Consider the following 22,918-nt stretch of genomic DNA (forward strand, 5'->3'; position numbering starts at 1 on the left):
CACTTTTACGCTACGTTTCGCCCGATTTCTGAAGATTGTTCGCTGAGTATTCCGACCGGGTCCAGCCGGCGAAGAATACGCCACGGGGAAGTCCGGCGCGAGCACTCCCCTTGGCGGTCCCGCAGGACTATTCTTTTGCCATGATCCAGCTTCCCGCCAGTTACCAGGAGTACCTCGCCGACAAAGAGGAAAGATTCGTCCAGACCGTCCGCCCCATCCTGATGCAATCGGCCGCAGACCAGCTTCACGGCGTCCGCGTGGTCTACAACCACAGCGGCCACCAAGCGCATCTGGATGATTCCATCCCGTTCGGCACCATCGTGGAGGACATCGACTGAGTCCTGGCTGCTCAGCCTTTCATCGCGCCCGAAAGCGCGAACGCGCTGCCGGAGCCCCTGGCGACCACCGTGTAGAGGATAAGCACCGGGACGGAATACAGGATGGAGAACGCGGCGAGTTCTCCGTAAGCGATGGCTCCATGCTGGCCAAAGAAGCTGAAAACGGACACCGCGGCCGGCTGTTTGGAGTTGGACAACAACAGGATGAACGGGACGAAGAAGTTCCCCCACGCCTGGATGAAGACGAAGATGAACACCACGCCCAGACCTTGCCTCATCAGCGGCAGGACGATTCTCCGCAGCGTGGCCAGTCCGGAGGCGCCGTCCATCCAGGCAGCTTCCTCCAGCTCCAGCGGCACGGAGTCCATGAAGTTCTTGGTCATCCAAATGGCCATGGGCAAGGTGGTGGTTGCCATGAAGAAGATGGTTGCCGGCATCGAGTCCAGCAGTTGCAACTGCACGAACAGCCCATAGACCGGCACCATGATTGCCGTGACCGGGAGCGAGGTTCCGAACAGGATCGCATAGAGGAACGGCTTGTTGAAGCGCGATTGGTAGCGGGACAGCGGATAGGCCGCCAGGACGGCAGCTGCCAGGTTTACGACGGCGGTCCCGGCGGAGAGCAGGAAGCTGTTCGCGAGCGGCTGGAACAGCAGGCCGGGCGTCAGTACGGCGGCAAAATTCGCGAACGACGGCGATAGGGGCCACCGCGTCTCGTATCCGGCGTGCGGATCGACGGAAGCAAGAAGCAGCCACGCAAGGGGCAGCACGAAGCACACGCCGATCACGGCCAACGCCGCATTCGCGGCCAAGCGGACGCGGAGCCGTCCCCGGCCCACCGCCGTCGGGCGCTTCCCGGCGAGCAGCGCAGCGCGGCGCAGGGAGGTCACGGTTTCGCCCCCCGGATCAGCCTGACGTACACGGCCCCGAAGACCATGCCGATCAGGATCAGGACCGAAGCGATCGCGGTGCCGTATCCGATGTCTCCGAGCTTGAAGGCTTCCTGGTACGCCAGTACAGGGAGGGTGGTGCTCGCGTTGGACGGACCACCCCCCGTCATCACCCAGATGAGGGTGAATACCGCGAGCGTCTGCAGGGTGATGAGCATGAGGTTGGTGGCGATGCTCCCGCGGATGATCGGAAGCGTGATGAAGGCCAGGCGTTGCCAACCCCTGGCGCCGTCCATGAGGGCGGCTTCGGAGATGTCGCGCGGGACCTGGGAAAGCGCGGCCCTGTAGACCAGCATCGAGAACGCGGTGCCGCGCCAGACATTGGCCAGGACGACCGCGGCCATGGGAAAGGCATAGAGCCAGTTGGTGCCCTGGACACCGAACAGTCCCAGAAGCTGGTTGAGCGTCCCGTCCTGGCTGAAGTACGCGTAGGCCGCGAAGGCCGCCACGATTTCAGGCAATATCCAAGAAGCGACCACCACCGTGCCCACGAGCGAAGCGGTGGCTCCCCCGGATCGGGTCATCAACAAGGCGATGCCCAGGCCCAGGGCGTTCTGTCCGAGGATCGCGGACGCGATAACGAAGACCATCGTCAGCCATGCCGAGAGCGGGAAGACGGAATCCGTCAACATCCGGGCGTAGTTGTCCAGGCCGACCCATTGAGGGTTCAGGGCCGCCTGGCCGGACAACGCGGCGTTGGTGAAGGAGGCATAGAAGGACCACGCCACAGGGGCCAGCATGAAGAAGCCCAGCAGCACGATTGACGGAACAACCGGCAACAAGCGGAGCCTGCGACGCAGAGTCCTTTGGATGGGGGTTCTGCGCCGGAGGGAACTGCGGCTGAGGGAATCAGGGACTGCCATGCGTCATTTCTGCATGACCTTGGCGTCGCCGACGAGTTTCTTGACCGAGGCGTCGTATTCGGCCGCGGCCTCTGCCGGGCTTTGCTTGCCGGTGATGACCGCCTCAGTGGCTTGTTGGACGGCGAGGGAAATCTTCGGATAGTCGGCTGTTGCCGGACGGTAGTGCGTCACTCCGACCAGATCGGAAACAGCCTTCACGAACGGGTTGGCCGCTTGGTAACCGGGATCGGACGCGACATCGGTGCGGACCGCGATCTGGGAGTTGTTGACGTCGAAGGCCAAGGCATTCTTCTTGTTCAACGCAGTGGTCAGGAACTTGAAGGCCAGGTCCGGGGCCTTGGTCTTCGCGCCGACGGCAAGCGTCCAGCCACCGGACATGCTCACCCCACCGGGGTCCTGTCCGAACTGGGTGGGGAACGTGGCTACTCCCATATCCTGCGTGTAGCCGGCCCATTCATATGAACCGCCCTTCTGCCAGAACGATGGTGCGTAGGAGCCTTCCACGGTGGCGCCCATTTTGCCCTGCGGCAGCCACTGGCCAAAGACTTTCTTCCACACATTCGCATCGAGGGCGTCGGCCGGTGTCACGGAAAGCTTCTCATCGTAGAGGGTCTTCAGGAACTGGAGTGAATCGGTGAATCCCTTGGAGCCGAGCACCCACTTCTTGTCGCTCTCCGAATACAGGGAGCTGCCCGTTCCGTAGAGCAGTTCGTAGAAGCTCTGCATGACGGTTCCCTCACCGGTGCCGGTTCCGGCGTACATGCTGAAGGGAATCACGCCGGGATCCGCGGCCTTCATCTTGCGGGCCGCGGCGAGGATGTCATCCCAGGTCTTCGGCTGCCAGGGCACGGGTATGCCGGCCTTCTGGAGGACAGTCTTGTTGTACCAGATCGCCCTGGTATCAGTGCCGAGCGGGACGGCGTAGATACTGCCGTCGTCACCGCGCCCCGCAGCTTTGGCGCCCTCGTTGAACTTGGACCACTCGTCCCACGAGGCCAGCTGCGAGTCGAGTTTCAGCAAGTATCCGGCGTCGACGTCCGAGCGGACCTTGAAGGTGTCCTCGTAGAAGACGTCCGGAGCGGTGTCGGGGGAACGTTGGGCCAGCGCGAGCTTGGTGCCATAGTCGTCGTCGTTGGCCTGGATGGGCTCCAGGTCCACGGTGACGCCCGCGTTTGCTGCTTCGAATTCCTGCTTGGCGTCCTGGAAGACCTTGTCCAGTGCGGTGAAGGAGTCCGTCTTTTGATAGACGATCTTGATGGTTTGCTTGCTTGTGGCTTGCGGTTGGGCAGAGCAGGCTGCCGAGGCCAAAAGGCCTACGACGCCGAGCAGTGCTGCTCCGATCCGGACTGGGCGACGCATGACGCTCCTTCTTCAAGCGGCTGCAGCCCCCACACTTCAGCTGGCCCAGCCTGTTGCCAATATTGATAAATGCAGCCCTGAGACACAGGACGTGGTGAAGGCCTCAGCCTTCCAAGAGAAGCCGCTGGGCGCGCGGCGCAAGCGTGTGTTCAAGGACCAGGCAGGCCGCACCGATCGCGCCGACGTCTTCGCCCACTCCGGTCCCGACAACTTCGATGCCGTGGATGCTGTTGGCGGCACTGTTGGCCGCGAGCAGGGGAGGTATGCGCTCCAAGTAGCGTTCCGCCATGCGGCCCCAGAACGGGCCGCCGAAGACGACGCGTTCGACGTCGAGGGTGTTGGTCACCACCGCAACCGCTCGGGAAACCAGCACCGCCGACTTATCGATGATCGCGATGGCGCGTTCGTCACCTGCATCCGCGGCATCGCAAAGCCGGGCAAAGCCTTCCTGCACTTCCGGGCCCTCGGTGCCTTTGCGGCCACCGTTCAGGACACCTTGCTTTTCGGCTTCGGCCACGAGGACCTGCGGAATACAGGACGACTTGACGCATCCACGAAGGCCGCAATCACATTCCGGGCCGTCCGGATCCACAATGATGTGTCCGATTTCGCCGGCGTTGCCGGATGTTCCCCGGACAACTTCGTCGTTCAAGACGATGCCGCAACCGATGCCGGTACCCATATACATGAAGATGAAACTTCCGGTGCCGCTGGCCCCACCCGCCCAGGTTTCGGCGACCGCCGCGCTGGTGACGTCCTTGTCCACGAGGGTCTCAAGTCCGGTGGCTTCGGCGAGGGCATCCCTCAAGTGCACCCTGTCCCACCCTGTCATCAGGGGCGGATCGACGACGGTGCCCTCATCAAGGTCGATCGGGCCGGGCGCCGCGACGCCAAGTCCCGCGATCTTCCCGGTATCAACACCGGAATCTTCGATCAGCGCCTTGATTTCCTCCGCTATGGCGGCGATGACGCGCTGTGGATTGCTCCCCGTCGGGGTGGGAATCCTGGAGTGCTTCACGACGTCGCCCACCAGGTCCAGCACCACGGTGGTGATGACCGCGGGGTCAAGGTGCACGCCAAGCGCGTACATTCCGGAAGGATTCAGGCGCAGAATGGTGCGGGGCTTGCCCGGACCGCTCCCTTCCTTGCCTGCCTCGATAATGAGTTGTTGATCCAGGAGGCGGCGCGAGATGTTCGAAATAGTCTGCGGTGAAAGGCCGACGATTTGGGCAAGCTCCACGCGGCTCAGTCCACCTGATGAGCGCCTGATGGCGTCGAGAATGACGGTCAGGTTGAAATCCCCCATGCGTGGCAGATTGGTTCCGCGCCTCGGAGTCGGCTGCCGGATCTCAGTCACGGATTCCCCTAAAATCATTCGAATAATGCTGTTGCATTTGCATCGTACGGCACGTGTGCTTGTCCCGGTATGCCCACACGCTGCCCGGGCGTAACGGACGCCGATATTGCTGATGGGAGGCCCGGAATATGGCACTGATGCCGCAGGCCGAGCTCGACGTCACCGCGCGGTTGGTGAGGAATCTACTCGAGGAGCAGCTGCCACGGCTCCCGGACCTTCCGTTGGAACTGGTGGCCAATGGCTGGGACAACGTCATGTACCGGCTCGGCGAGGAGTGGGCCGTCCGCCTGCCCCGCCGGGAGGCGGCAGCACAGTTGATCCTGCATGAGCAGCAATATCTCCCCGAATATGCCAGGCGTTCCCCTGTCCCGCTCCCCATCCCCATCCACTTGGGGCGGCCGTCCGTGGACTTCCCATGGCCGTGGAGCGTGACTCCTTGGTTGAAGGGACTCCCGGCCGTGCTGGTTTCCCAGGAGTCGCGGAACGCGGCGGCCGCGGACCTGGCCACGTTCCTCCTCGCCATCCATGTCCCGGCCACCCCCGGCGCTCCCGTCAATCCCGTGCGCGGGGTGCCTTTGGCAGCCAGGTCGGACGCGGTCATGGACAGGCTCCGCGATTCCAGCCGCTATCCCCAGGCGGAGCGGTTGCGGAGGCTCTGGTCCGAAGCTTGCGCCGCCCCGCTGTGGGACGGCCCGGGGCTGTGGCTGCATGGAGATCTCCACCCGGCGAATGTCCTTGTGCGGCCCGACGGCCGGCTCGCCGCCGTCGTCGACTTCGGAGACCTCGGAGCCGGGGATCCCGCCGTCGATCTCGCCGTGGCGTGGTTGATGTTCGACGGCGGTGCGCGGCATCGTTTCATGGCGGCCTTCGGAACCGCCGTGGATGCCGCGACGTGGGCCCGGGCCCGCGGATGGGCCGTGGTCCTCGCGACGGCGATGGTCAGTTTCTCGGATGACAATCCGGCGATGGCGGGAATCGGGCGCTTCGGGGTGGAGCAGCTGCTGTCGGAGCGCTGCTCACCGAACCGGGCGGGCGCCTAGCGTTTGATGCTGCGTGTCACGGTGAATTTCGGGTTGCGGCCTATTTCGGTGGTGGGGCCAATGAGCCTTTCCAGCGCAGCGCGGTACTGCAAGTGGCTGTTGTAGACAGTCCAGAGTTCGCCGCCGGGAGCCAGGACCCGCGCTGCGGCGTCGAACATCTTCGTGGCCGCGCCTGCATGGACGCTGGCGCCGAGGTGGAACGGCGGGTTCAGCAGGATGAGGTCGGCGCTGCCCGGTTCGAAGGTGGACATGGCGTCGTCATGGACTACCGTGATGCGATCTGCCAGACCGTTGGCTGCCACCGTTGCCCTGGCGGACGCGACGGCTGCCGCAGATTGGTCCGTCGCTGTAACCCGGGCTTCGGGACGGTTCCTGGCGTACATCGTCGCGAGGATCCCGGTCCCGCAGCCAAGGTCTACTGCGTGTCGGGCTTCGGGGATCCTGTCCAGGAAGCCCAGGAGGAAGCGCGTGCCGATATCCAGCTTGGTGCCTGAAAACGCACCCCCGTGGGCACAGACTGTCATGCCGAGCTCTGTGTTCTGCTCCGAGACCGGGAAGGGCTCCGGGGCGTCCGGCCGCTTGGGATTGATGGCGAGCAGCACACGTGACTTCCGCTGCGCAAGCTGTGGCTGCACGGACTCGAAGTTGCGTTCCAGGACGGCGTTCATGCCCAGGGTCATGTGCTTGACGCGTCCCCCGGCGAGGAGGACGGCTCCCGGCGCCGCAAAGCGGGCAACGGCGTCGACGATTTCCTCCAGTTCCGCGAGGGCCTTGGGGAGCTGCACGATCACCAGTCCGGCGCCGTCGAGCAACCCGGCACCCAGCTCGAACTGATCGAAGCGGCCGGCCAACCCGGACGCGTCCGCGTTCCGTTGCAGCGCGAGCCTGCCGGCGTAGAGATCCTGGGTCACGCGGACGTGCCCGACGCCGAGGGCCGCTACGGCGCCCAGGGTCAGGGCCCCGTAGCGGTCCCCGATCACAGCGACGCGGGTTTCCTGGCTGGGCACGTACCTTGCTGCGGTCTCAAGGAGGAGCCGGTCGGTGGCGTCGTACGCCTGCAGGTTCCCTGCCTCGACGTCGGGGAAGCGGCGCAGGGTGCCGAACAGCGTCTCAAGGGTTTCATCCAGCTCGGTCAAGGTCACGGTGCACCAATCTATCCCCCTCGGGAACCCTCGACAACATAGTGGTGGCGGAGGAAGGTAGAGATTGCAAGTAATCGACCGTCTGACCGCTGCCGTCGGCACGGCACACGCCGCCAGCAGCCCGGACACCAGGGTCCGCTGCGAAGGGCGAGCCACGTCGCGGACCTGGAAGACCAGGCTCCCACTCCCCTTGTGAGCAGATCATGACCGTCAACCTCGTCACTCAGCTTGAAGTAAAGTCGCACAACTCCCCTGATGAAATTCGCCGCCCGGACAAAACCGTGGTGGAAAACGTCACCGTCGGTGACTACACGATCGGCCGCCTCAGCTTCGAGCCAGGCTGGAGCTGGTCGGACTGCATCAAACCGGTGGTCCACACCGATTCCTGCCAGCTCAACCATGTGGGTTACTGCATTGCCGGATCATTGGAAGTCGAGACCATCGACGGCAAGAAGATCAGCATCTCCAAAGGAGATTCATACACCATCCCGCCGGGACACACTGCCTGGGTTGTAGGCGACGAGACCTACTCGGCCATCGAGTTTGTCAGCGCAGCAGAATACGGAGTCAAGCCCGACTAGCACGGACCCAACTAGCTCGCAGTTGATGTCGTTTTGAGGGCTGAAAACGACGTTAACTGCGAGCTAGTTGGGCAGACCAGGCGTTTTCCACGGAGAGACGAAAAAGGGAACCACCCTCTCGGGTGATTCCCTTTTCTTCGGTGGAGCTGAGGGGACTCGAACCCCTGACCCCCTGCATGCCATGCAGGTGCGCTACCAGCTGCGCCACAGCCCCGAACTTTGCCCCCAGGGACTTCCATCCCCGCCGGAGCAACTCGTCAATACTAAACCACAACGATGTGAGATAGGAAATCGAACCCGGCGGCTTCGGGACAGATGAGGTGCGGTCGATTTCTCGGCCGCACCTCCCCCCATTCCTGCCCTTCGGCTTGTTGTCGCAATCGCAACGAGCCACTGGATTGAAGCCTAGGGACTGGAAGGCCAATAAACAAACCGTTCAACCGGTTTATGACCGATCGGGTCGCCGGGAAGCTTCGTAGGAAGAAGCAAATTCGCCAAGGGCGCTGCGGAACGTTTCCGGTTCGCGCCCGGAGATCCGCCAAAGGCGTTCAGAGGAGTACCAGTGATCCTTCGTCACCAGGTCAATCTGATGGCCGCTGAATCCGGCCGCGCGCAAGGCCGAGCCCGCACGTTCGTCATCCCCGAGGAACCTCGGATATTCCACGCCGCATACCCGGGCAACGCTTTGCAGGAGAACTGACACAGGAACCGGTTCCGGATATGCGGCGTGGAACGCCTGTCCGGGTTGCGGAGGGGCCAACGCGAGCCCGGAAAGCAGCCTTCCAAGCGCCTCCACCCCGATGAGCGAAACCAGCGCCGATCCGTCACCTGGCCAGCCGCCAGCCACATTCAACAGCTTGAGCAGGCCCGGGACAAACCAGCGGTCTCCCGCACCGAACACGAGGTTGGGGCGGACAACTTCCCCGCCGCGGCCGAGAACCAGCTCTTCGGCGACGGAACGGCTGGCGCTGGCCACCGAGGCGGGGTGATAACGGGCCTCGGATTCACGGATGCCCCGGTGAGGGCCGCTTCCGTAAACGCTGCACGTGCTGACATAGATCAGCCGGGCAACTCCTGCCTCCCTGCACTGCTCAATGACGTGGCTGGTGCCGGACTCGTTGATCGCGTGGGCAAGGCGGGGGTCGGAGCCCACATACGATGCGGCATGGATGACAACATCCGTATCGCGCAAGAAAGGGAGCAGGCTCCCCGGGACGGAAATGTCGGCGGTCGCAATGGTAGCGTTATTGTTTCGTAGTCTTGCAACCGGTTTTCGCGAGAGTGCCACAACCTGTGCTCCTCCGGACCCGGCGAGTGAGGCTACAACCCGACTTCCAATGAAACCCGACGAACCCAGGACCAGAACCCGGGGCACATGGTCAACACATGTTGACATCGCACCCACAGGTCCCCCGGTCCGCCAGCTTCATGTACTCAAGTATCCCGGACGCAGAAACCGGAGAGGTCTCCACGCGGATCATGCAACAACGTGCCAAAGCCACCCGAACGGCAGTCATTGAGGGTGCAGCGTCGATCTTTGAAGAGGTCGGCTATGGGAATGCGAGCCTAAGCGACGTCACTGAGCGCGCCTCGGTCACCAAAGGCGCGCTCTATTTCCATTTCAAGTCGAAGGAAGACCTGGCGCTGGCCGTCATAGCCGAACAGCACAACATTGTGCGTGTCGCTGGCGAGAAGATCGCCTCCGCCGGCCTGCCGGCACTGGAGACGATGATCGCCATGTGCCGCACGTTCGGGCAACAGCTACTCGATGAGCCTGTGGTCAGGGCCGGCATCCGGCTGACATTTGAAGCTTCGGCGTTCAACGGAGACGTCAAAGGTCCGTACCAGGATTGGGTCACCACCATGGAGATGCTGACGCGCCAAGCCCAACTCGAGGGTGACGTGCGGCCCGAGGTTGATGCCGGCGACTTCGCACGGTACCTGGTGGCGTCTTTCACTGGCGTGCAGATGGTCTCCAATGTGCTGACGGAACGACGCGACGTCCTCAAACGCATTGAGGACATGTGGCGTTTCATGATGCCGGCCATTGCGCCGATACACGGGCAGGGCTCGGAGACTCCCTGAATCAGCGCGGCTCTTTGACCCGGGCCAACAAGGACACCAGGGTCTCCCCTTCGTGCAACAACCGCACCTCCACCACGCCGCGCCCAATATTGGAGTCGAGCTGTGTCACCGCAACATCCACGGGATAGCTGAACTCGACCAACCTCATGAATTCCGCCTCAAACAGGGCAAAATCGGCATCCGGTCGGGACGTCGCCACCCGTACAGCCTGCCTCGCGGCCTCCACCAGCAGCATTCCCGGGACGTGGTCGAGGGGATGGTCAAAGAAGATCGGATGCGTCGGATCGACACGCAACGGCCAAATGAGCGGGCGGCTGCTTTGACCGAGCATCACGTTCCGTTGGGTGGCATGCCCGACGTCGGCACACGCCAGTAAGTCTTCGCCGGCGGTGGGCAGCCCGGTGCGGACCGTCCCGCGGAATCGCTCATACGTCACGGGATTCACAATGCGGGCCGCGGCCGCCCCTCCCCCTACGGGAGTGCCGTCAACAACGAACCGGGCGGACACCGTCAGTGCCGACAGTTGCCCTCCACTGAGCTTCATATCCTTCACGTCGAGCTCGACGGCAACCTGCGTGGGCACCAAGGGATCCAGGAGCGCGGCCTCCACCGAAATGCTCATGTACGGCATGAGGAACGTATGACTCAAGGGCACTCCGCACAAATGGGACAAGAAGATCACCGCCTGCCTCAAGGTCTCAGCCATCAGCGCAGAGTCCGGCGATCCGTCGGGCGATCCATAAAACACATGCCATCGCGGCCATTGCGCTCCCGCGACAAACCGCCTGGAGCTTGATTGGACAAAGTCGGTCAAGAAGACTTCCGAAACGGAGCGCTTATGAACGAGCTCCCGATTGACGGAAGCCTCGAAGAGCGCTTCATCGCGCATTGGGTTCCCCCACTCCTCCCGGAATCTGCCAGAGCAGCAACCGCTGCTGTTGCGCCCTCATTAAATGCCCAAATCCTATCGGCAAGGCGTGCCCGTCGGATGATCAATGCCGGTGAACTACCCACATTGACATACCTACTGGTCGGTTTGTAGCTTGGTAGGGTGGAATTCGCAGACACAGGCAGCACACCCAAGGGCGCGGCCACCCGAAATGAGATCCTTCGGGTTGCCGCGGAGGTTTTTGCGCGCAAGGGCTTCGAGCAGACACGGATGGACGACATCATCCGCGCAGTCGGGCTCACGAAGGGAGCCATCTACTTCCACTTCTCGTCGAAAGCCATGTTGGCCCAGGCCGTCGTCGATGAGCAGAAGGCACGGTGGCTGCTTCGCGTCCATGAGGAAATTCTCAGCAAGAACAACCCGCTCGAAGAGTTGCGCCATCTCGGGCAATTCATGGTCAGAACAGTCCTGAGCGACTCGTCCGCGTGGGGCGTGGTCCACTTGGCCAATCAACTGGCATCCACAAGCGAGAATGCCGGCGGCACCTCACCTCTGGCGGCATGGGTGGATCTTGTGGCCGGCATTCTTCAACGGGGCCGCGCAAGCGGCGTCCTGATGTTTTCAGGGGATCCCGACGATGCGGCAACGGTCATCGTGGCCGCGTTCGATGGGTTGAAGTCCGTTACCGACGCCCTTGGCCCGAAAGATCTCGACGCCTTCGAGCGACGTGCGACCCTCCTCTTGGAGCTGGTCGAGCGTCAGTTCATTTCCAGCCAGTAATGCGGCGCACCACGAGCCAAAGATCTCGACCCTTAGCCAAAAAACAAACCGCACAGTCAGTTTATTAGGAGTAGAAATGAACATTTCAGCCAAAACAGCCCTCATCACGGGAGCATCCACCGGCATTGGTTCGGTGTTTGCCCGCAGGTTGGCCGCCGAGGGCGCACGTTTGATCCTGGTTGCCCGCAGCCAGGACAAACTCGATGCGCTTGCGGGTGAACTCCGCGGGCAGGGCACCGAAGTGACCGTCCTGGCCATGGACTTGAGCCTGCCGGACTCGGCCAAGGAACTCCAGCTCGCCACCGATGCCCTGGGACTCAAAGTGGACATCCTGGTCAACAACGCCGGATTCGGAACACACGGACACGTTCTCCATGCAGACGCCGATCGCTACGCGGAGCAGATCCAGTTGAACTGCTCCACCTTGGTCGGCACCAGCACTCGCTACCTGCCCGGCATGGTGGAACGCGGGGCGGGGGCGATCATCAACATCGCGAGTACGGCCGCCTTCCAGCCGATACCCCACATGGCCGTCTACGGCGCGACGAAGGCCTTCGTTCTTTCGTTCACCCAGGCGCTGTGGGGCGAGACGCAAGGCACGGGCGTGAAAGTGCTCGCCGTTTGCCCGGGAGCCACGGACACACCGTTCTTTGAAATCGCCGGTGAGTCAGCTGCCGCCGGCAACATGCGGACCCCCGAGCAGGTGGTAGACACGGCGATGTCCGCGATCCGCGGGAACAAGCCGAGCGTTGTGGATGGCCGGCTCAATTCCTTTGTTGCGCGGGTGGCCGTCAAGCTCCTGCCGGAGAAGCTGGTGATCGCGGTCGCGGGACGGGCCGTGCGCCCGGCCAACTAGTCCCCACCGGCTCCCAGCCTTCGCAAGCTCAGGCAGGGACCCTCGCCGGCGTCGGCCCAGCAGTTGTTGTCGTTTTGGGTGCCCAAAACGACAACAACTGCCAGTCAGTTGGGCTGCCACACGACAATGGGCAGCCCTGCACTTAGGTTCCCTGGATGATTCCAATCTGGACTACGCCGGTATTGACCAGCGTCTTCGCCAGGTAGACAACCTGGCCGGAATGCTCCACGGTCTGGGTCAGGATCAGCACCGGGTCCTTGGCGTCCAGCTCGAGCAACTCCCCTCTCGCGACGCCGGGGGTGCCTGCTGCGATATCGGTCTCGCCGGGCCCGAAGGCCGGGCCAATGGCCGAAATCAAATTGGCCAACAGCGTCGCCCCTTGCCCGGCGTCGTCCACAATGGCCCGCGCCGCTTCAGGGTCGCGATCAACGAGACCCCCCTTGCTTGCCACATGCTCCTGGACCAGGGCAATGGGTGAGCCATCCCGTGTGAGGACGCTCTCGAAGAACCAGGAGGCCTCCTCTTCCCGGATTCCGAGAGGCTCCGCGGTGAACACCGACGACGACGGGTGCAATACGTGCTGCGTACGGCTGACCTGGATAGCGGATCCGGCCTCGGCCAGAATCTCCTCCATGGGCCTGATCCGTTCCAGGCCAACCCGCGGCAGGCGGGTGGCGACAAAGCGTCCGATGCCCCGGCGGGAGCGCACATATCCGTCTTCTTCGAGGAGCATCAGCGCTTCACGGACCACCGTCCGGCTGACCTTCATCGCCGAACCCAGATCAGATTCCGAAGGCAACAGCGAGGAAACAGGGAAATGCCCGGCCCTGATGGCGTTCATGATGCGCGAGTAGACGGCAACGCGGAGCGGGATGTTGGCAGTGGCATCCAACGGCTCCGAAAGAACGGCTTCAGCACTGCGGTCCAAGTTGGCCCCCTTCGTCGATAGTGAGAGTTTACGCGATGGGTATTCCAAGCTTGTATAACAAGCGTGTATGATTCACATATAAGCCACCTTGTGCTCTGCGCCACACCTGCATTGAGCCACCTCCCAAGCCGTTCTGTTTCAAACAAGGAAGTTTGTCCATGACAACCCAAGCCACCAGCACCGCAGGGCTCCCCGTTCGGCGAAAAGCAGCCCGAGTGCCCATACTCATCGCCACGCTCATCCTTTCGATCCTCAGCTACCAGCTCAACGCCAGCCTGTTCTCGGCCGCCCTGCCGGCCATGGCCGCCCACTTCCAGGAATCCACGGAAAACGTGGCCAAGGTCCAGTCGTTGTTCTTCCTGACCGGCGCTGTCCTGGGCATGGCATTTTCCCGATGGAGCGACTTCCTGGGACGCCGCCGCACCCTGCTGATCGTGCTCTCGATGATGTTGTGCGGCACCGTCTTGTGCCTTTTGGCACCGAACCTGACCGTTCTCCTCGTGGGCCGGGTCCTGCAGAGTGCAACCAGCGCCACGTTCACCATTTCTTTCCTGCTCTTGTCCGAGCGCTTCAGCAAACGCCTCTTCGGCATCTCCGTCGGTGTCATCTCGGCGGTCAACGGCGGCATCGGCGGCCTCGACGGCTTCCTGGGCGGTTTCATCACCGACACCATCGGCTGGCAATTCCTCTTTGTGCTGGTCCTCGGCGTGGGCGTGCTCGCGATCGTGCTGGTCGCCGTCGTCGTCCCGAAGCGAGCCGCCCGGACACGCGAGGGACGCATGGACTGGTGGGGCGCCGGTACCCTGGGCACGTTCCTGGTTCTCTTGAGCAACCTGATCGGGCAGGCTTCCACTTCGGGATGGGGCGATATCTGGACCCTGGGCTATCTCGCCGGCGCCGTGGTATCCGGGCTGGCGTTCGTGGCCGTGGAAAGGCGCGTTGCACGTCCACTGATCGCCATCGAACAATTGCGGTCCCGCCAGGTATGGCCGGTTTTGGCAAGCACCGTGCTGACGCTTGCCGGCATCTTCTCGGCGTTGAACTTCACCGTGATCCTCCTGAGCCAGGACGCAAAAGCCGGATACGGACTGTCCGCCTCCATGTCCGCCCTCCTCTACCTGACGCCCACAGCCTTCGTCGGTGTGCTCACCGCGGTGTTCTCCGGCTGGTTCGCCCAGCGCATCGGCTGGTTCAAGGCCTTGCGGATCAGCAGCGGGCTGATCGTGGTGGCCGCGGTTGCGGTCGCAATCTTTGCCGCGGACCGTTGGATGGTGTTCGGCTTGCTGATCATCATGGGCGTCCTGTATCTCGGCCAGTTCCAGAGCACCGTCAGCGGCATCGCCGTATTGAATTCGCCCAAATCGGCTCCGGGTTCCGTGCCCGGCCTCAATGGAGCGTGCTTTGGAATCGGGGCCAGTGTGGGTATCGCCGTCGTCGCACCCGCCGTCGCAGCCGGAACCATCGCCGGCTACCAAAATGCCTTGTGGATCTCGGCGGGCTTCGCCCTCGCGGCCTTTGCCGCTTCCCTGATCCTGCGCCCTGTCGCCGCGAACGCCGCAGCGGCGCCCGCCGTCGTCGTCTCCCATGCTTGATCCCGGACCCGAGTCACCCAACCCACGAAGGAGCACCATGACCACCACCACACCGCAGCCGTTTTACCTCGATTGCGATACCGGCATCGACGATTCCCTCGCCATCGCCTATCTTTTGGCGAGCCCCGAGGTGGAGCTGGCCGGGATCGGAACCGTCAGCGGCAACGTCAGCGCCGCAACGGGGGCAGTCAACACGTTGAACCTGCTCCATGCAGCCGGGAGGGCCGGGATCCCGGTCGCCGTGGGTGCCCATGATCCCCTCCTGGGAACGTTCGACGGCGGGGCGCCGCACGTTCACGGCGAGAACGGAATCGGCGGGGTCGTCCTGGAAGACTCCGGGCTGACCTTCGAATCGGAGACTGCCGCGGAGATGCTGGTGCGGCTCGCCAACGAGCACCCGGGTGAATTGCGCGTCATCGCCGTCGGTCCGCTCACCAATCTGGCCCTCGCGCTGCAACTGGATCCGGAGCTCCCGTCGCTCGTCCGCGATGTCACGATCATGGGCGGAGCCGCGTTTGTGCCGGGCAACATCAGCCCCGTCGCCGAGGCCAACATCTTCAATGACGCCGAGGCGGCCGCCGTGGTGATGGAGGCCGCCTGGCCGGTGACCATGGTTCCCTTGGACCTCACCATGAACCACCGCTTCGATGAGGCCCATCGTGCGGCCCTTGGGGCGGCGGGACACCCGGTGGCCGATGCTCTCTCCGGCATGCTCGTGCAGTATTTCGCCTTTTACAACACGATTTTCGGTGAGCATTGCGCCGCCCTCCACGATCCGCTGGCGGCGGCAATCGCCGTCGGCGCCCTGGAGCTCGACGACGCCCCGTACGTCGGAATTTCCGTCGACACGAGCACCGGCGAGGCCCATGGCAAGACCCGCTGTGAGCGGATCGACGGCGGAGACGCGGGCGCGCTGCAGGTGCCGGAACGGGCGTCCCGGGTTGTGCTGTCCGTCAAGGGTGACGCCGCCGCCCACCTCCTGGAACGGATCCTGTCCTTGCCGGCGGCGAACTGAAGGGGCTTTCGATGAACAAGGCTTCCGGCACGGGGCCGGAAACCCGGCACCATAATCCAGCACCACCCGAAGGACAGTCCATGCCCATCCCCAGCACGCTCACCGTTGTCGGCAGCCTCAACGTCGATCTCACATGCCGCGTCCACCGCCTGCCCTCCCCCGGTGAAACCATCGGCGAAGGCGCCCTCAACCGTCAACCCGGCGGAAAGGGCGGTAATCAAGCCGCGGCTGCCGCACGGCTGGGTGGCGCCGCGCGCATGGTGGGGGCCGTCGGCGCGGATGCGGACGGCCGGCTCCTGACGGAGGCCTTGGACCGTGCAGGGGTTGATATTTCCGCAGTGAAGCAGGTTTCCGCGCCGACCGGTACCGCTTTGATCGTGATCGACAGCGAGGGCGAGAACCAGATCGCCGTGGCTCCTGGAGCCAACGCCATGGTTTCGCTCGACCACGTCGATTTCACCGATGGCGGGCCCGTACTCGCACAGCTGGAGATCTCCGTCGATGCCGTGCTCGAAGCCGCTCGACGCACGTCCGGGTTCTTCGCCCTCAACGCGGCCCCGGCACAGGCACTCCCGGGAGAACTTCTAGAGCGGTGCGAGCTGGTGATCGTCAACAAATCCGAGTACGAGCTCATCCCCGAGCTCCGGAGCGCCAAACGCGTGGCCGTGACCTACGGCGCAGGCGGTGCGTCGATGTACACGCGAGGGGTCAAGACCGCCCACGCACCTGCGAGCAAGACGAGCGTCGTCAACAGCGTGGGGGCCGGTGACGCTTTCTGTGCTGCCCTCGTGCTGGCACTCTCGTCCGGCCTCGATGAGGAAAGCAGCCTCGCGGCGGCCTGCGCGGTGGGGGCTGCCGCCGTCGCGAGCGAGCTTTCCCAACCGGAGTTCGAGCGGCTGGAACACTACCTGCGGAACTAAGAGTCCGGGCTTATGGGCGGGGCACCGCCCGGCAGCAGCGAACCGCGGGCCGCACCCACCATGCCTTCCACTGCGCGGGCCAGGTGCGTACCGCGGTCGCTGACGCCGTCCCAGCGCACCAAGGCCTGGGCATTCAGCCCGTCCACCATGCCCAGGATCTGCCAGGCGACAGACGGAGCATCGAACGTCTCGAACTCACCGGCGTCGATCCCCGCTTCGACGACGCGCTGCACCACCGCCTGCCATGCATCCATCTGCTCACGGACGCAGGCTGCGAGCGCCTCGTTCCGGCGCCCCAGGGTCCACGCCTCCACCCAGATTGCCGTGACATCGAGGCGGCTGCCGTCCATGAGTGTTTCGAGGAGCATTCCGAGCTGTTCCAAGGGAGTCGGCTGCGTCTCCAGAAGGCCGGCAACCTCTTCGGTCTCCGCCGCCACGATGGTCGCGAAAATGCCCGCCACCAGGGCCTCCACATTGGGCTGGTAATGCGCCACGAGGCCCGAGGCCACGCCCACCCGTGCCGCCACGTTGCGCAGTGTAATGGCGGAAAGCCCCTGTTCGAGCGCTATTTCCCGGGCGGCCTCGGCTATTTCGGCAGCGCGTTCGGCGGGCGTCTTCCGCGCAGCGCGTTTCTGTATGGTGCTTGACATCACAGACCAGTCTAAAGTAGCTTTCCTGTTATTGATCATGCGATCAATAACAATTTTCACCTCACCAACACTTTCACCTCACCAACACAGAGGAGGCTTCCATGGCCTGGAGAATGCCGGCCGAAACCGCACCCCATGAGCGCATCTGGATGGCGTTCCCCCGCACTGGCCTGACCTTGGGCGACGACGCCGCGTCGGCGGAAGAAGCGTATGCGGCATGGACCGCCGTCGCGCACGCGGTGTCCGAGTTCGAGCCCGTCACCATGGTGGTCGACCCCAGCGAACGGGACAGGGCCAGCCGGATGCTCGGCGCCGGGATCGAACAGCTTGAGGCTCCCCTCGACGAATTCTGGATGCGCGACGTCGGACCCACCTTCGTCGTCGACGACGAACGTCCCGGCGTGCTGGGCGCAGTCGACTGGATCTTCAACGGCTGGGGCGCACCGGCCTGGTCCGAATGGCAGAAGAGCGCGGGCATGGCCCGGTTTGTCGCCGAAGCGTCCGGCGCGGAACTGGTTACTTCCTTGCTGGTCAACGAAGGCGGCGCCATCCACGTCGACGGTGAAGGAACCGTGCTCGCCACCGAAACCGTCCAACTGGATCCACGCCGGAACCCCTCTGCAGACAAGGCACGCGTCGAAGCCGAGCTGTCACGCACGCTGGGCACTACCCACACCGTCTGGGTGCCGCGGGGACTCACTCGTGACTACGAAGACCTCGGTACGCGCGGACACATCGACATGGTGGCGACACTTCCTTCGCCAGGCCAGGTCCTGCTGCACTCGCAGACCAATCCAGGTCACCCCGATTTCGAGGTCAGCCGCACCCTCCAACGGTTCTTCGAAACCCAACAGGACGCCACAGGCAAGCCGTTCGAGATCACCTTGCTTCCCGCACCCGAGACCCTGCGCGATGAAGAAGGCTTCGTCGATTGGAGCTACGTCAACCATCTCGTGGTCAATGGCGGCGTGATTGCGTGCGGCTACGGCGAAGAACGGGCCGACGCCTTGGCCGCGGAAATCCTGGCCGAGGCGTATCCGGGCCGCCGCGTCGTCACCGTGGACGCCCGGCCAATCCTTGCCAGGGGCGGAGGAATCCACTGCATCACGCAACAGCAGCCCACCCTCACCAGGCCGGCTGCACGATGAGCCGCTTCGACGTCGTCGAGGCCTCCATTTCGCAGTTGCGTGCAGCGCTGGAGACAGGCGAGGTAACCAGCGAGGAACTCACCCAGGCGTACCTGGACCGCATCGACGCCTACGACCGCAACGGCATCACATTGAACGCCCTGGTTGTGATGAATCCCGAAGCGCTCGCCGATGCCCGGGCCTCCGACGAACGCAGGGCAAACGGCAGCGTCCTCGGGCCCCTCGACGGCATTCCCTACACTGCCAAGGACAGCTACCTGGCCAAAGGGCTCACGGCCGCCGCGGGCTCCCCCGCCTTCGAAAACCTCATCGCCCAACGCGATGCCTTCACCATCGAACGCCTCCGCGCGGCAGGCGCTGTGCTGATCGGCCTGACCAACATGCCACCCATGGCCAACGGCGGCATGCAGCGCGGCGTCTATGGACGCGCCGAGAGCCCCTACAACGGCGATTTCCTCACCGCGGCCTTCGGATCCGGATCCTCGAACGGCTCGGGAACCGCGACCGCCGCGAGCTTCGGAGCCTTCGGCCTGGGCGAGGAGACCTGGTCAAGTGGCCGCGCACCGGCGTCGAACAATGCCTTGTGCGCCTACACCCCCTCGCGCGGAGTCATTTCAGTGCGTGGCAACTGGCCGCTGGTCCCCACCATGGATGTGGTGGTCCCCCACACGCGCTCCATGGCGGACCTCTTGGAACTGCTCGATGTCATCGTTGCCGACGACGCCGAAACCCGCGGCGACTTCTGGCGTGCGCAGCCGTGGGTGGAGGTCCCGGCCGCGTCAAGGGTCCGTCCGGCTTCCTATCCGGCGCTGGCACCATCCGACCTCGACGGCGCCCGCTCGCCGTTGAAGGGGAAACGCCTCGGAGTGCCGCGCATGTACATCAACGCAGACTTCGAGGCCGGTACCAGCGAAACTCCGGGCATCGGCGGCCCCACGGGCCAACGAATCCGGACGCGCGATTCGGTGATGGACCTATGGGAGGCTGCCCGGCGCGACCTCGAAGCCGCCGGTGCCGAGGTGGTGTTGGTGGACTTCCCTGTGGTCTCCAACTACGAAGGCGACCGCCCGGGCGCACCTACCATAGCCACCCGCGGACTGGTGAGCCCGGAGTTCCTCCGGCGGGAAATAGTCGATCTCTCGGCGTGGGCCTGGGACGATTTCCTCTCGGCAAACGGCGACCCGGCGCTCAACAGCCTGGCCGACGTCGACGGCGGGGCGATCTTCCCGCACCCGGAAGGGGCGCTTCCGGACCGCTATGACGGCTTCGACGACGACATCGCCGACTATCCCGCGCACATCCGCGCGCGTCGGGTCGCGTCCGTCACCGACATCCCGTTCCTCGAAGAAGGCCTGCGCGGACTCGAAGAGACCCGGCGGGTGGACCTCGAGGAATGGATGGACGGTCTCAAGCTGGACGCCGTCGTCTTCCCCGCCGCCGCCGACGTCGGACCGGCGGACATGGACATCAACGAATCCTCAGCCGATCTTGGCTGGCGCAACGGCGTCTGGGTGGCCAACGGCAACCTCGTTCCGCGGCATCTGGGAATCCCGACCGTCACAGCGCCGATGGGAACCATGAGCGATATCGGCATGCCCGTCGGGCTCACGTTTGCCGGCCGCGCCTATGACGACACCGCACTGCTCGCCTTGGCTGCGGCCTTCGAAGCAACAGGCGAGCGTCGTACCGCTCCCCCGCGCACACCGCGCCTCGACTGACGGATCAGGTGGACTCGTCGTCGAAAGGGGCCTTCTGCCCGGCCGCCAGCCGCATAACCGGGCGGGCGGGAGGCTGTACAGGATGCTGCATTTGGGCTGGGATGGAAGGCTCAGGCAGCGGTTCGTCCTCGAGGAGGGCTTCACGGATAATGCGGCGAGGATCGTATTGGCGTGGATCCATTTTCCGCCAATCGATGTCCTCGAATTCCGGGCCGAGCTCCTGCCGGAGCTTTTCCTGCGCGCCGGAGGCCATGCGCCGCAGTTCGCGGATGAGCCGACCAAGCTTCCTTGCATACTCTGGAAGCTTGGTCGGCCCAAGGACCAACACGGCAATGATCAGGAGAAGGGCAATCTTCTCGACCGAAATATCGATCATGGCTCCATTCTAAAGCCACCACCCGGTGGTTCAGGGCGGTGCCGGGCTGGGTGGATCGGGCTAGGATATCGCGAACAACGCGACGGCAAGTCCAGCAGCCATCAGCGCCTCGCGCACGCCCTTCCATCGAGGAACGGCGTGCGATTTGCTCTCGGCCGGCATCGCGAAGGTGCCCAGCACCCACCCGGTGGCGGCGAAAATCATGAGCAGGGCGCCCATGATGTCGGCAAGGATGATGCCCAATTGGTGGCCTGGATGATCCGACACCGATCCGGCTCCGCTCGACGCGGAAAGCAGCACCCAGCCCGAAAGCGCCGCCACCAGGGCGTTGTAGATGGCGGACCATCGCCCCGCCTCGCCGGGACCCGAGCTCCTGTACACGATTCTGATGACGAAAAGGAGGAAGACAAGGCCAATCGCTGCTCCCCAGGGGACGACACCTAGCTGGGCCCATCCGAGCCCTACCGCCGCCATGGTTGCGGCCAATAGCCCCGCCGCGGCCGCGTCAATCCGTGCCGCCACACTCTTGGCCCGGAAGATGGCTCCGAACCCCAACACAGCCGCCGCCACGAAGAGCACCACCAGAGCGCCTACAACAAACCAACCTCGGAACATACCCTGCCAATCCTCCTGCGCGCTTCCGGTTGAAACCCACCCGCAGTCATATCACTTCCGAATGGGAGAAACCTGCACGCTACGTGCAGATCAGGGCTGCACCAGCAGGGCGACGACTCCGGAGCGGACAATGATGGTGATCCCGAGGGCGATGTACACCACGGGAATAACCCGGTTTCCAGCCCGGCGGCAGAGCACACCCACCTTCGGGTGCGCTGTCAGCCAGAAGCCGGCTGCGCACCACACCGCCACCATCACCGCGAAGGTGAGCCCCGTCGTCACCGAGGCCGCCGGCCCCAGCGAGCGGAAAAGCGGAATGTATACCGAGATGTTGTCTCCACCGTTGGCTACTGTCACAGCGACAACCACGGGCACGTTCAGCGAGCGCGGCTTCGGTGGATGTCCGGACGGGCGGGCGACCTTGAGCAAGGTGTAGCACCCCAAAGCGAGCGGCACCAGCCCGAGGAAACCCACCCACTCAACCGGGACCGGAGTGAGCGCCAATGCCGCCGCGGCCGCCACCACGGTCAGTATTCCGATGCCGACGTACTGGCCTACCCAGATTCTCCAGAGTCTTGGCACCGTCCGGGTCCTGGCCGACAAGAAAAGAACGGACAAGACCAGCAGGTCGTCGAGGTTTGTCGCGGCAAAGGCTCCAGCCGCTGTCAGTACGGTGCCGCCCAGATCTTCCATCGCTGATGACATTACCGCTTGAAGCAGGCGCCCCTGCCCGGACCGCACCGGCTGGCGCCATCGACCGGGCCGTGGCAGCATCGGACGATGGATACCGATGCCCGTCCGTACGTCGAGTGTGGCCAGCCGGAACCTGCCGTTCCGCTCCTTGGCGGGGACGTGACGGAGGGGCTCGTCCGGGTGGGCGATACGGTGCGGCGCCCTGCGAGCGACGCTTCTCCGAGGGTCCGCCGCGTCCTGGATTTCCTCCAATCGGCCGGCTTCCAGGGGGCGCCGCGCTTCCTCGGCATCGACGAAGACGGCAGGGACACCCTGAGTTTCGTTCCCGGCGAGGCCGCCGGCCGCCCTTGGCCACGCCGGGTCGCCGACGAATCGAGCGCCATCAGCGTCGCGCGCTTGGTGCGGGCTTACGATGATGCCGTGCAGCCGCTTGGTGTACCGGACTGGGCGTACGCGCACGACGGCGCTGATCCCCTTGGATGCCCCGGCTCGATCGCCGGACCGGCAACATTCCTCGCCCACATGGACATCACCCCGGAGAATGTCGTTTTCCGGGACGGCACCGCCGTCGCCCTGATCGACTTCGATCTCCTGCGCCCCGCGACCCGGGCTGAAGAAGTCGCGAACTTACTCCTCTGGTGGGGCGCCTGGATGCCCGTCACCGACCGCGATCCCGTCATGCGCGGGGTCGACGCCGCCTCCCGTGCCGCCGTGCTGGTGGACGCCTATGGCCTGGGTCCTGCTGACCGCGCCAAGGTAGTCCACGTGGCCCGGAACGCCGCAGACCGCTCCTGGCATCTGATGAGGCACCGGGCGCTCACCAAGGGCGGCGGGTGGAAACGGATGTGGGACGAAGGCGTCGGGGACAAGATTCTTCGCCGCCAGGCATGGCTCGCCGAAAACGCCGCAGCTCTCCATGCCGCGATAACGAGCCGCTAAGCCTGGTCGGGGCGACGCAGGACTAAGGGAAGCGTCGCGCGCATGGCACGGAGCAAGGCTCAACGCATGTCATTATTTCGCTTA

Annotated in this window: 24 protein-coding genes and 1 tRNA gene; 12 read left to right on the forward strand and 13 right to left on the reverse strand. The window is 64.2% G+C overall.

The annotated features are described in order from the left end of the window. Positions 1-140: 140 nt before the first annotated feature. Complete coding sequence (locus tag OIT41_RS11875) at positions 141-338, forward strand: hypothetical protein (protein ID WP_241707830.1); 198 nt, start codon at positions 141-143, stop codon at positions 336-338. An 11-nt stretch (positions 339-349) separates the two neighbouring features. On the opposite strand, the gene OIT41_RS11880 is transcribed toward OIT41_RS11875, so the two are convergent. The 4 genes from OIT41_RS11880 to OIT41_RS11895 form a co-directional block, all read right to left on the reverse strand. Further along, positions 350-1,177, reverse strand: a complete 828-nt coding sequence (locus OIT41_RS11880; protein ID WP_372489627.1) for a carbohydrate ABC transporter permease — start codon at positions 1,175-1,177, stop codon at positions 350-352. A gap of 47 nt (positions 1,178-1,224) precedes the next feature. Beyond that, positions 1,225-2,151: a carbohydrate ABC transporter permease gene (locus tag OIT41_RS11885; RefSeq protein ID WP_241707831.1), complete on the reverse strand. Its 927-nt coding sequence runs from the start codon at positions 2,149-2,151 to the stop codon at positions 1,225-1,227. Between the two features lie 3 nt (positions 2,152-2,154). Further along, complete coding sequence (locus tag OIT41_RS11890; protein WP_241707832.1) at positions 2,155-3,510, reverse strand: extracellular solute-binding protein; 1,356 nt, start codon at positions 3,508-3,510, stop codon at positions 2,155-2,157. Between the two features lie 103 nt (positions 3,511-3,613). Next, positions 3,614-4,816 carry an ROK family protein gene (locus OIT41_RS11895; RefSeq protein WP_242598575.1) on the reverse strand — a complete coding sequence of 401 codons (1,203 nt, stop codon included), beginning with the start codon at positions 4,814-4,816 and terminating at the stop codon, positions 3,614-3,616. Between the two features lie 179 nt (positions 4,817-4,995). Here OIT41_RS11895 and OIT41_RS11900 point away from each other — a divergent pair, with 179 nt between their 5' ends. Beyond that, positions 4,996-5,907, forward strand: a complete 912-nt coding sequence (locus OIT41_RS11900; RefSeq protein ID WP_241707834.1) for an aminoglycoside phosphotransferase family protein — start codon at positions 4,996-4,998, stop codon at positions 5,905-5,907. Here OIT41_RS11900 and OIT41_RS11905 read toward each other — a convergent pair. Continuing rightward, positions 5,904-7,043 (reverse strand): class I SAM-dependent methyltransferase, encoded by a 1,140-nt coding sequence (locus tag OIT41_RS11905; protein WP_241707846.1) that lies wholly within the window; start codon positions 7,041-7,043, stop codon positions 5,904-5,906. The two genes, OIT41_RS11900 and OIT41_RS11905, sit on opposite strands and share 4 nt — an antisense overlap. Positions 7,044-7,252: 209 nt before the next feature. Between OIT41_RS11905 and OIT41_RS11910 the strand changes: the two genes are divergently transcribed. After that, entirely contained in the window at positions 7,253-7,630 is a 378-nt protein-coding gene (locus OIT41_RS11910; protein ID WP_241707835.1) for a cupin domain-containing protein, read from the forward strand. A gap of 141 nt (positions 7,631-7,771) precedes the next feature. Here the strand turns inward: OIT41_RS11910 and OIT41_RS11915 are convergent. Together OIT41_RS11915 and OIT41_RS11920 are read right to left on the reverse strand one after the other, a co-directional pair. Further along, positions 7,772-7,844 (reverse strand) — tRNA-Ala (locus OIT41_RS11915). A gap of 231 nt (positions 7,845-8,075) precedes the next feature. Next, entirely contained in the window at positions 8,076-9,026 is a 951-nt protein-coding gene (locus tag OIT41_RS11920; RefSeq protein ID WP_241710535.1) for an NAD-dependent epimerase/dehydratase family protein, read from the reverse strand. Between OIT41_RS11920 and OIT41_RS11925 the strand changes: the two genes are divergently transcribed. Next, the gene (locus tag OIT41_RS11925; RefSeq protein WP_241710534.1) at positions 9,017-9,715 is read left to right on the forward strand and encodes a ScbR family autoregulator-binding transcription factor; all 699 of its coding nucleotides are present in this window, start codon (positions 9,017-9,019) and stop codon (positions 9,713-9,715) included. The two genes, OIT41_RS11920 and OIT41_RS11925, sit on opposite strands and share 10 nt — an antisense overlap. Before the next feature lies 1 nt (position 9,716). Here OIT41_RS11925 and OIT41_RS11930 read toward each other — a convergent pair whose 3' ends face one another. Next, a complete protein-coding gene (locus OIT41_RS11930) occupies positions 9,717-10,604 on the reverse strand; it encodes a ScbA/BarX family gamma-butyrolactone biosynthesis protein (protein WP_241710533.1) in 888 nt (295 codons plus the stop codon). 162 nt (positions 10,605-10,766) lie between these two features. On the opposite strand from OIT41_RS11930, the gene OIT41_RS11935 reads away from it, so the two are divergent. Beyond that, on the forward strand, positions 10,767-11,384 hold the full coding sequence (locus OIT41_RS11935) for a TetR/AcrR family transcriptional regulator (protein ID WP_241710532.1): 618 nt from the start codon (positions 10,767-10,769) through the stop codon (positions 11,382-11,384). Positions 11,385-11,460: 76 nt separating this feature from the next. Further along, a complete protein-coding gene (locus OIT41_RS11940) occupies positions 11,461-12,240 on the forward strand; it encodes an SDR family NAD(P)-dependent oxidoreductase (RefSeq protein ID WP_241710531.1) in 780 nt (259 codons plus the stop codon). Positions 12,241-12,382: 142 nt separating this feature from the next. Here the strand turns inward: OIT41_RS11940 and OIT41_RS11945 are convergent, their stop codons facing one another. After that, on the reverse strand, positions 12,383-13,168 hold the full coding sequence (locus tag OIT41_RS11945) for a GntR family transcriptional regulator (RefSeq protein ID WP_241710530.1): 786 nt from the start codon (positions 13,166-13,168) through the stop codon (positions 12,383-12,385). A gap of 158 nt (positions 13,169-13,326) precedes the next feature. Here OIT41_RS11945 and OIT41_RS11950 point away from each other — a divergent pair, with 158 nt between their 5' ends. From OIT41_RS11950 to OIT41_RS11960, 3 genes are all read left to right on the forward strand, one after another. Then, complete coding sequence (locus OIT41_RS11950) at positions 13,327-14,760, forward strand: MFS transporter (RefSeq protein ID WP_241710529.1); 1,434 nt, start codon at positions 13,327-13,329, stop codon at positions 14,758-14,760. Between the two features lie 37 nt (positions 14,761-14,797). Then, positions 14,798-15,775: a nucleoside hydrolase gene (locus OIT41_RS11955; RefSeq protein WP_241710528.1), complete on the forward strand. Its 978-nt coding sequence runs from the start codon at positions 14,798-14,800 to the stop codon at positions 15,773-15,775. 80 nt (positions 15,776-15,855) lie between these two features. Next, positions 15,856-16,695: a PfkB family carbohydrate kinase gene (locus OIT41_RS11960; protein ID WP_241710527.1), complete on the forward strand. Its 840-nt coding sequence runs from the start codon at positions 15,856-15,858 to the stop codon at positions 16,693-16,695. Here OIT41_RS11960 and OIT41_RS11965 read toward each other — a convergent pair. Further along, positions 16,692-17,345, reverse strand: a complete 654-nt coding sequence (locus tag OIT41_RS11965; protein WP_241710526.1) for a TetR/AcrR family transcriptional regulator — start codon at positions 17,343-17,345, stop codon at positions 16,692-16,694. The genes OIT41_RS11960 and OIT41_RS11965 overlap by 4 nt on opposite strands. Before the next feature lie 101 nt (positions 17,346-17,446). Between OIT41_RS11965 and OIT41_RS11970 the strand changes: the two genes are divergently transcribed. Together OIT41_RS11970 and OIT41_RS11975 are read left to right on the forward strand one after the other, a co-directional pair. Next, positions 17,447-18,493 carry an agmatine/peptidylarginine deiminase gene (locus OIT41_RS11970; protein ID WP_241710525.1) on the forward strand — a complete coding sequence of 349 codons (1,047 nt, stop codon included), beginning with the start codon at positions 17,447-17,449 and terminating at the stop codon, positions 18,491-18,493. Further along, entirely contained in the window at positions 18,490-20,211 is a 1,722-nt protein-coding gene (locus OIT41_RS11975; protein ID WP_264636495.1) for an amidase, read from the forward strand. Before OIT41_RS11970 ends, OIT41_RS11975 begins: the two co-directional genes overlap by 4 nt. Before the next feature lie 4 nt (positions 20,212-20,215). Here OIT41_RS11975 and OIT41_RS11980 read toward each other — a convergent pair whose 3' ends face one another. From OIT41_RS11980 to OIT41_RS11990, 3 genes are all read right to left on the reverse strand, one after another. After that, positions 20,216-20,587 (reverse strand): sec-independent translocase, encoded by a 372-nt coding sequence (locus OIT41_RS11980; RefSeq protein ID WP_264636496.1) that lies wholly within the window; start codon positions 20,585-20,587, stop codon positions 20,216-20,218. Positions 20,588-20,647: 60 nt separating this feature from the next. Next, positions 20,648-21,169: a hypothetical protein gene (locus OIT41_RS11985; protein ID WP_264636497.1), complete on the reverse strand. Its 522-nt coding sequence runs from the start codon at positions 21,167-21,169 to the stop codon at positions 20,648-20,650. Positions 21,170-21,292: 123 nt separating this feature from the next. Next, the gene (locus tag OIT41_RS11990) at positions 21,293-21,907 is read right to left on the reverse strand and encodes a cadmium resistance transporter (protein WP_264636498.1); all 615 of its coding nucleotides are present in this window, start codon (positions 21,905-21,907) and stop codon (positions 21,293-21,295) included. A 75-nt stretch (positions 21,908-21,982) separates the two neighbouring features. On the opposite strand from OIT41_RS11990, the gene OIT41_RS11995 reads away from it, so the two are divergent. Then, on the forward strand, positions 21,983-22,834 hold the full coding sequence (locus OIT41_RS11995; RefSeq protein WP_264636499.1) for an aminoglycoside phosphotransferase family protein: 852 nt from the start codon (positions 21,983-21,985) through the stop codon (positions 22,832-22,834). The last annotated feature ends 84 nt before the right edge of the window (positions 22,835-22,918 follow it).

Source organism: Arthrobacter sp. YA7-1 (genome assembly GCF_025960325.1).
GTDB classification, from domain to species: domain Bacteria; phylum Actinomycetota; class Actinomycetes; order Actinomycetales; family Micrococcaceae; genus Arthrobacter; species Arthrobacter bambusae_A.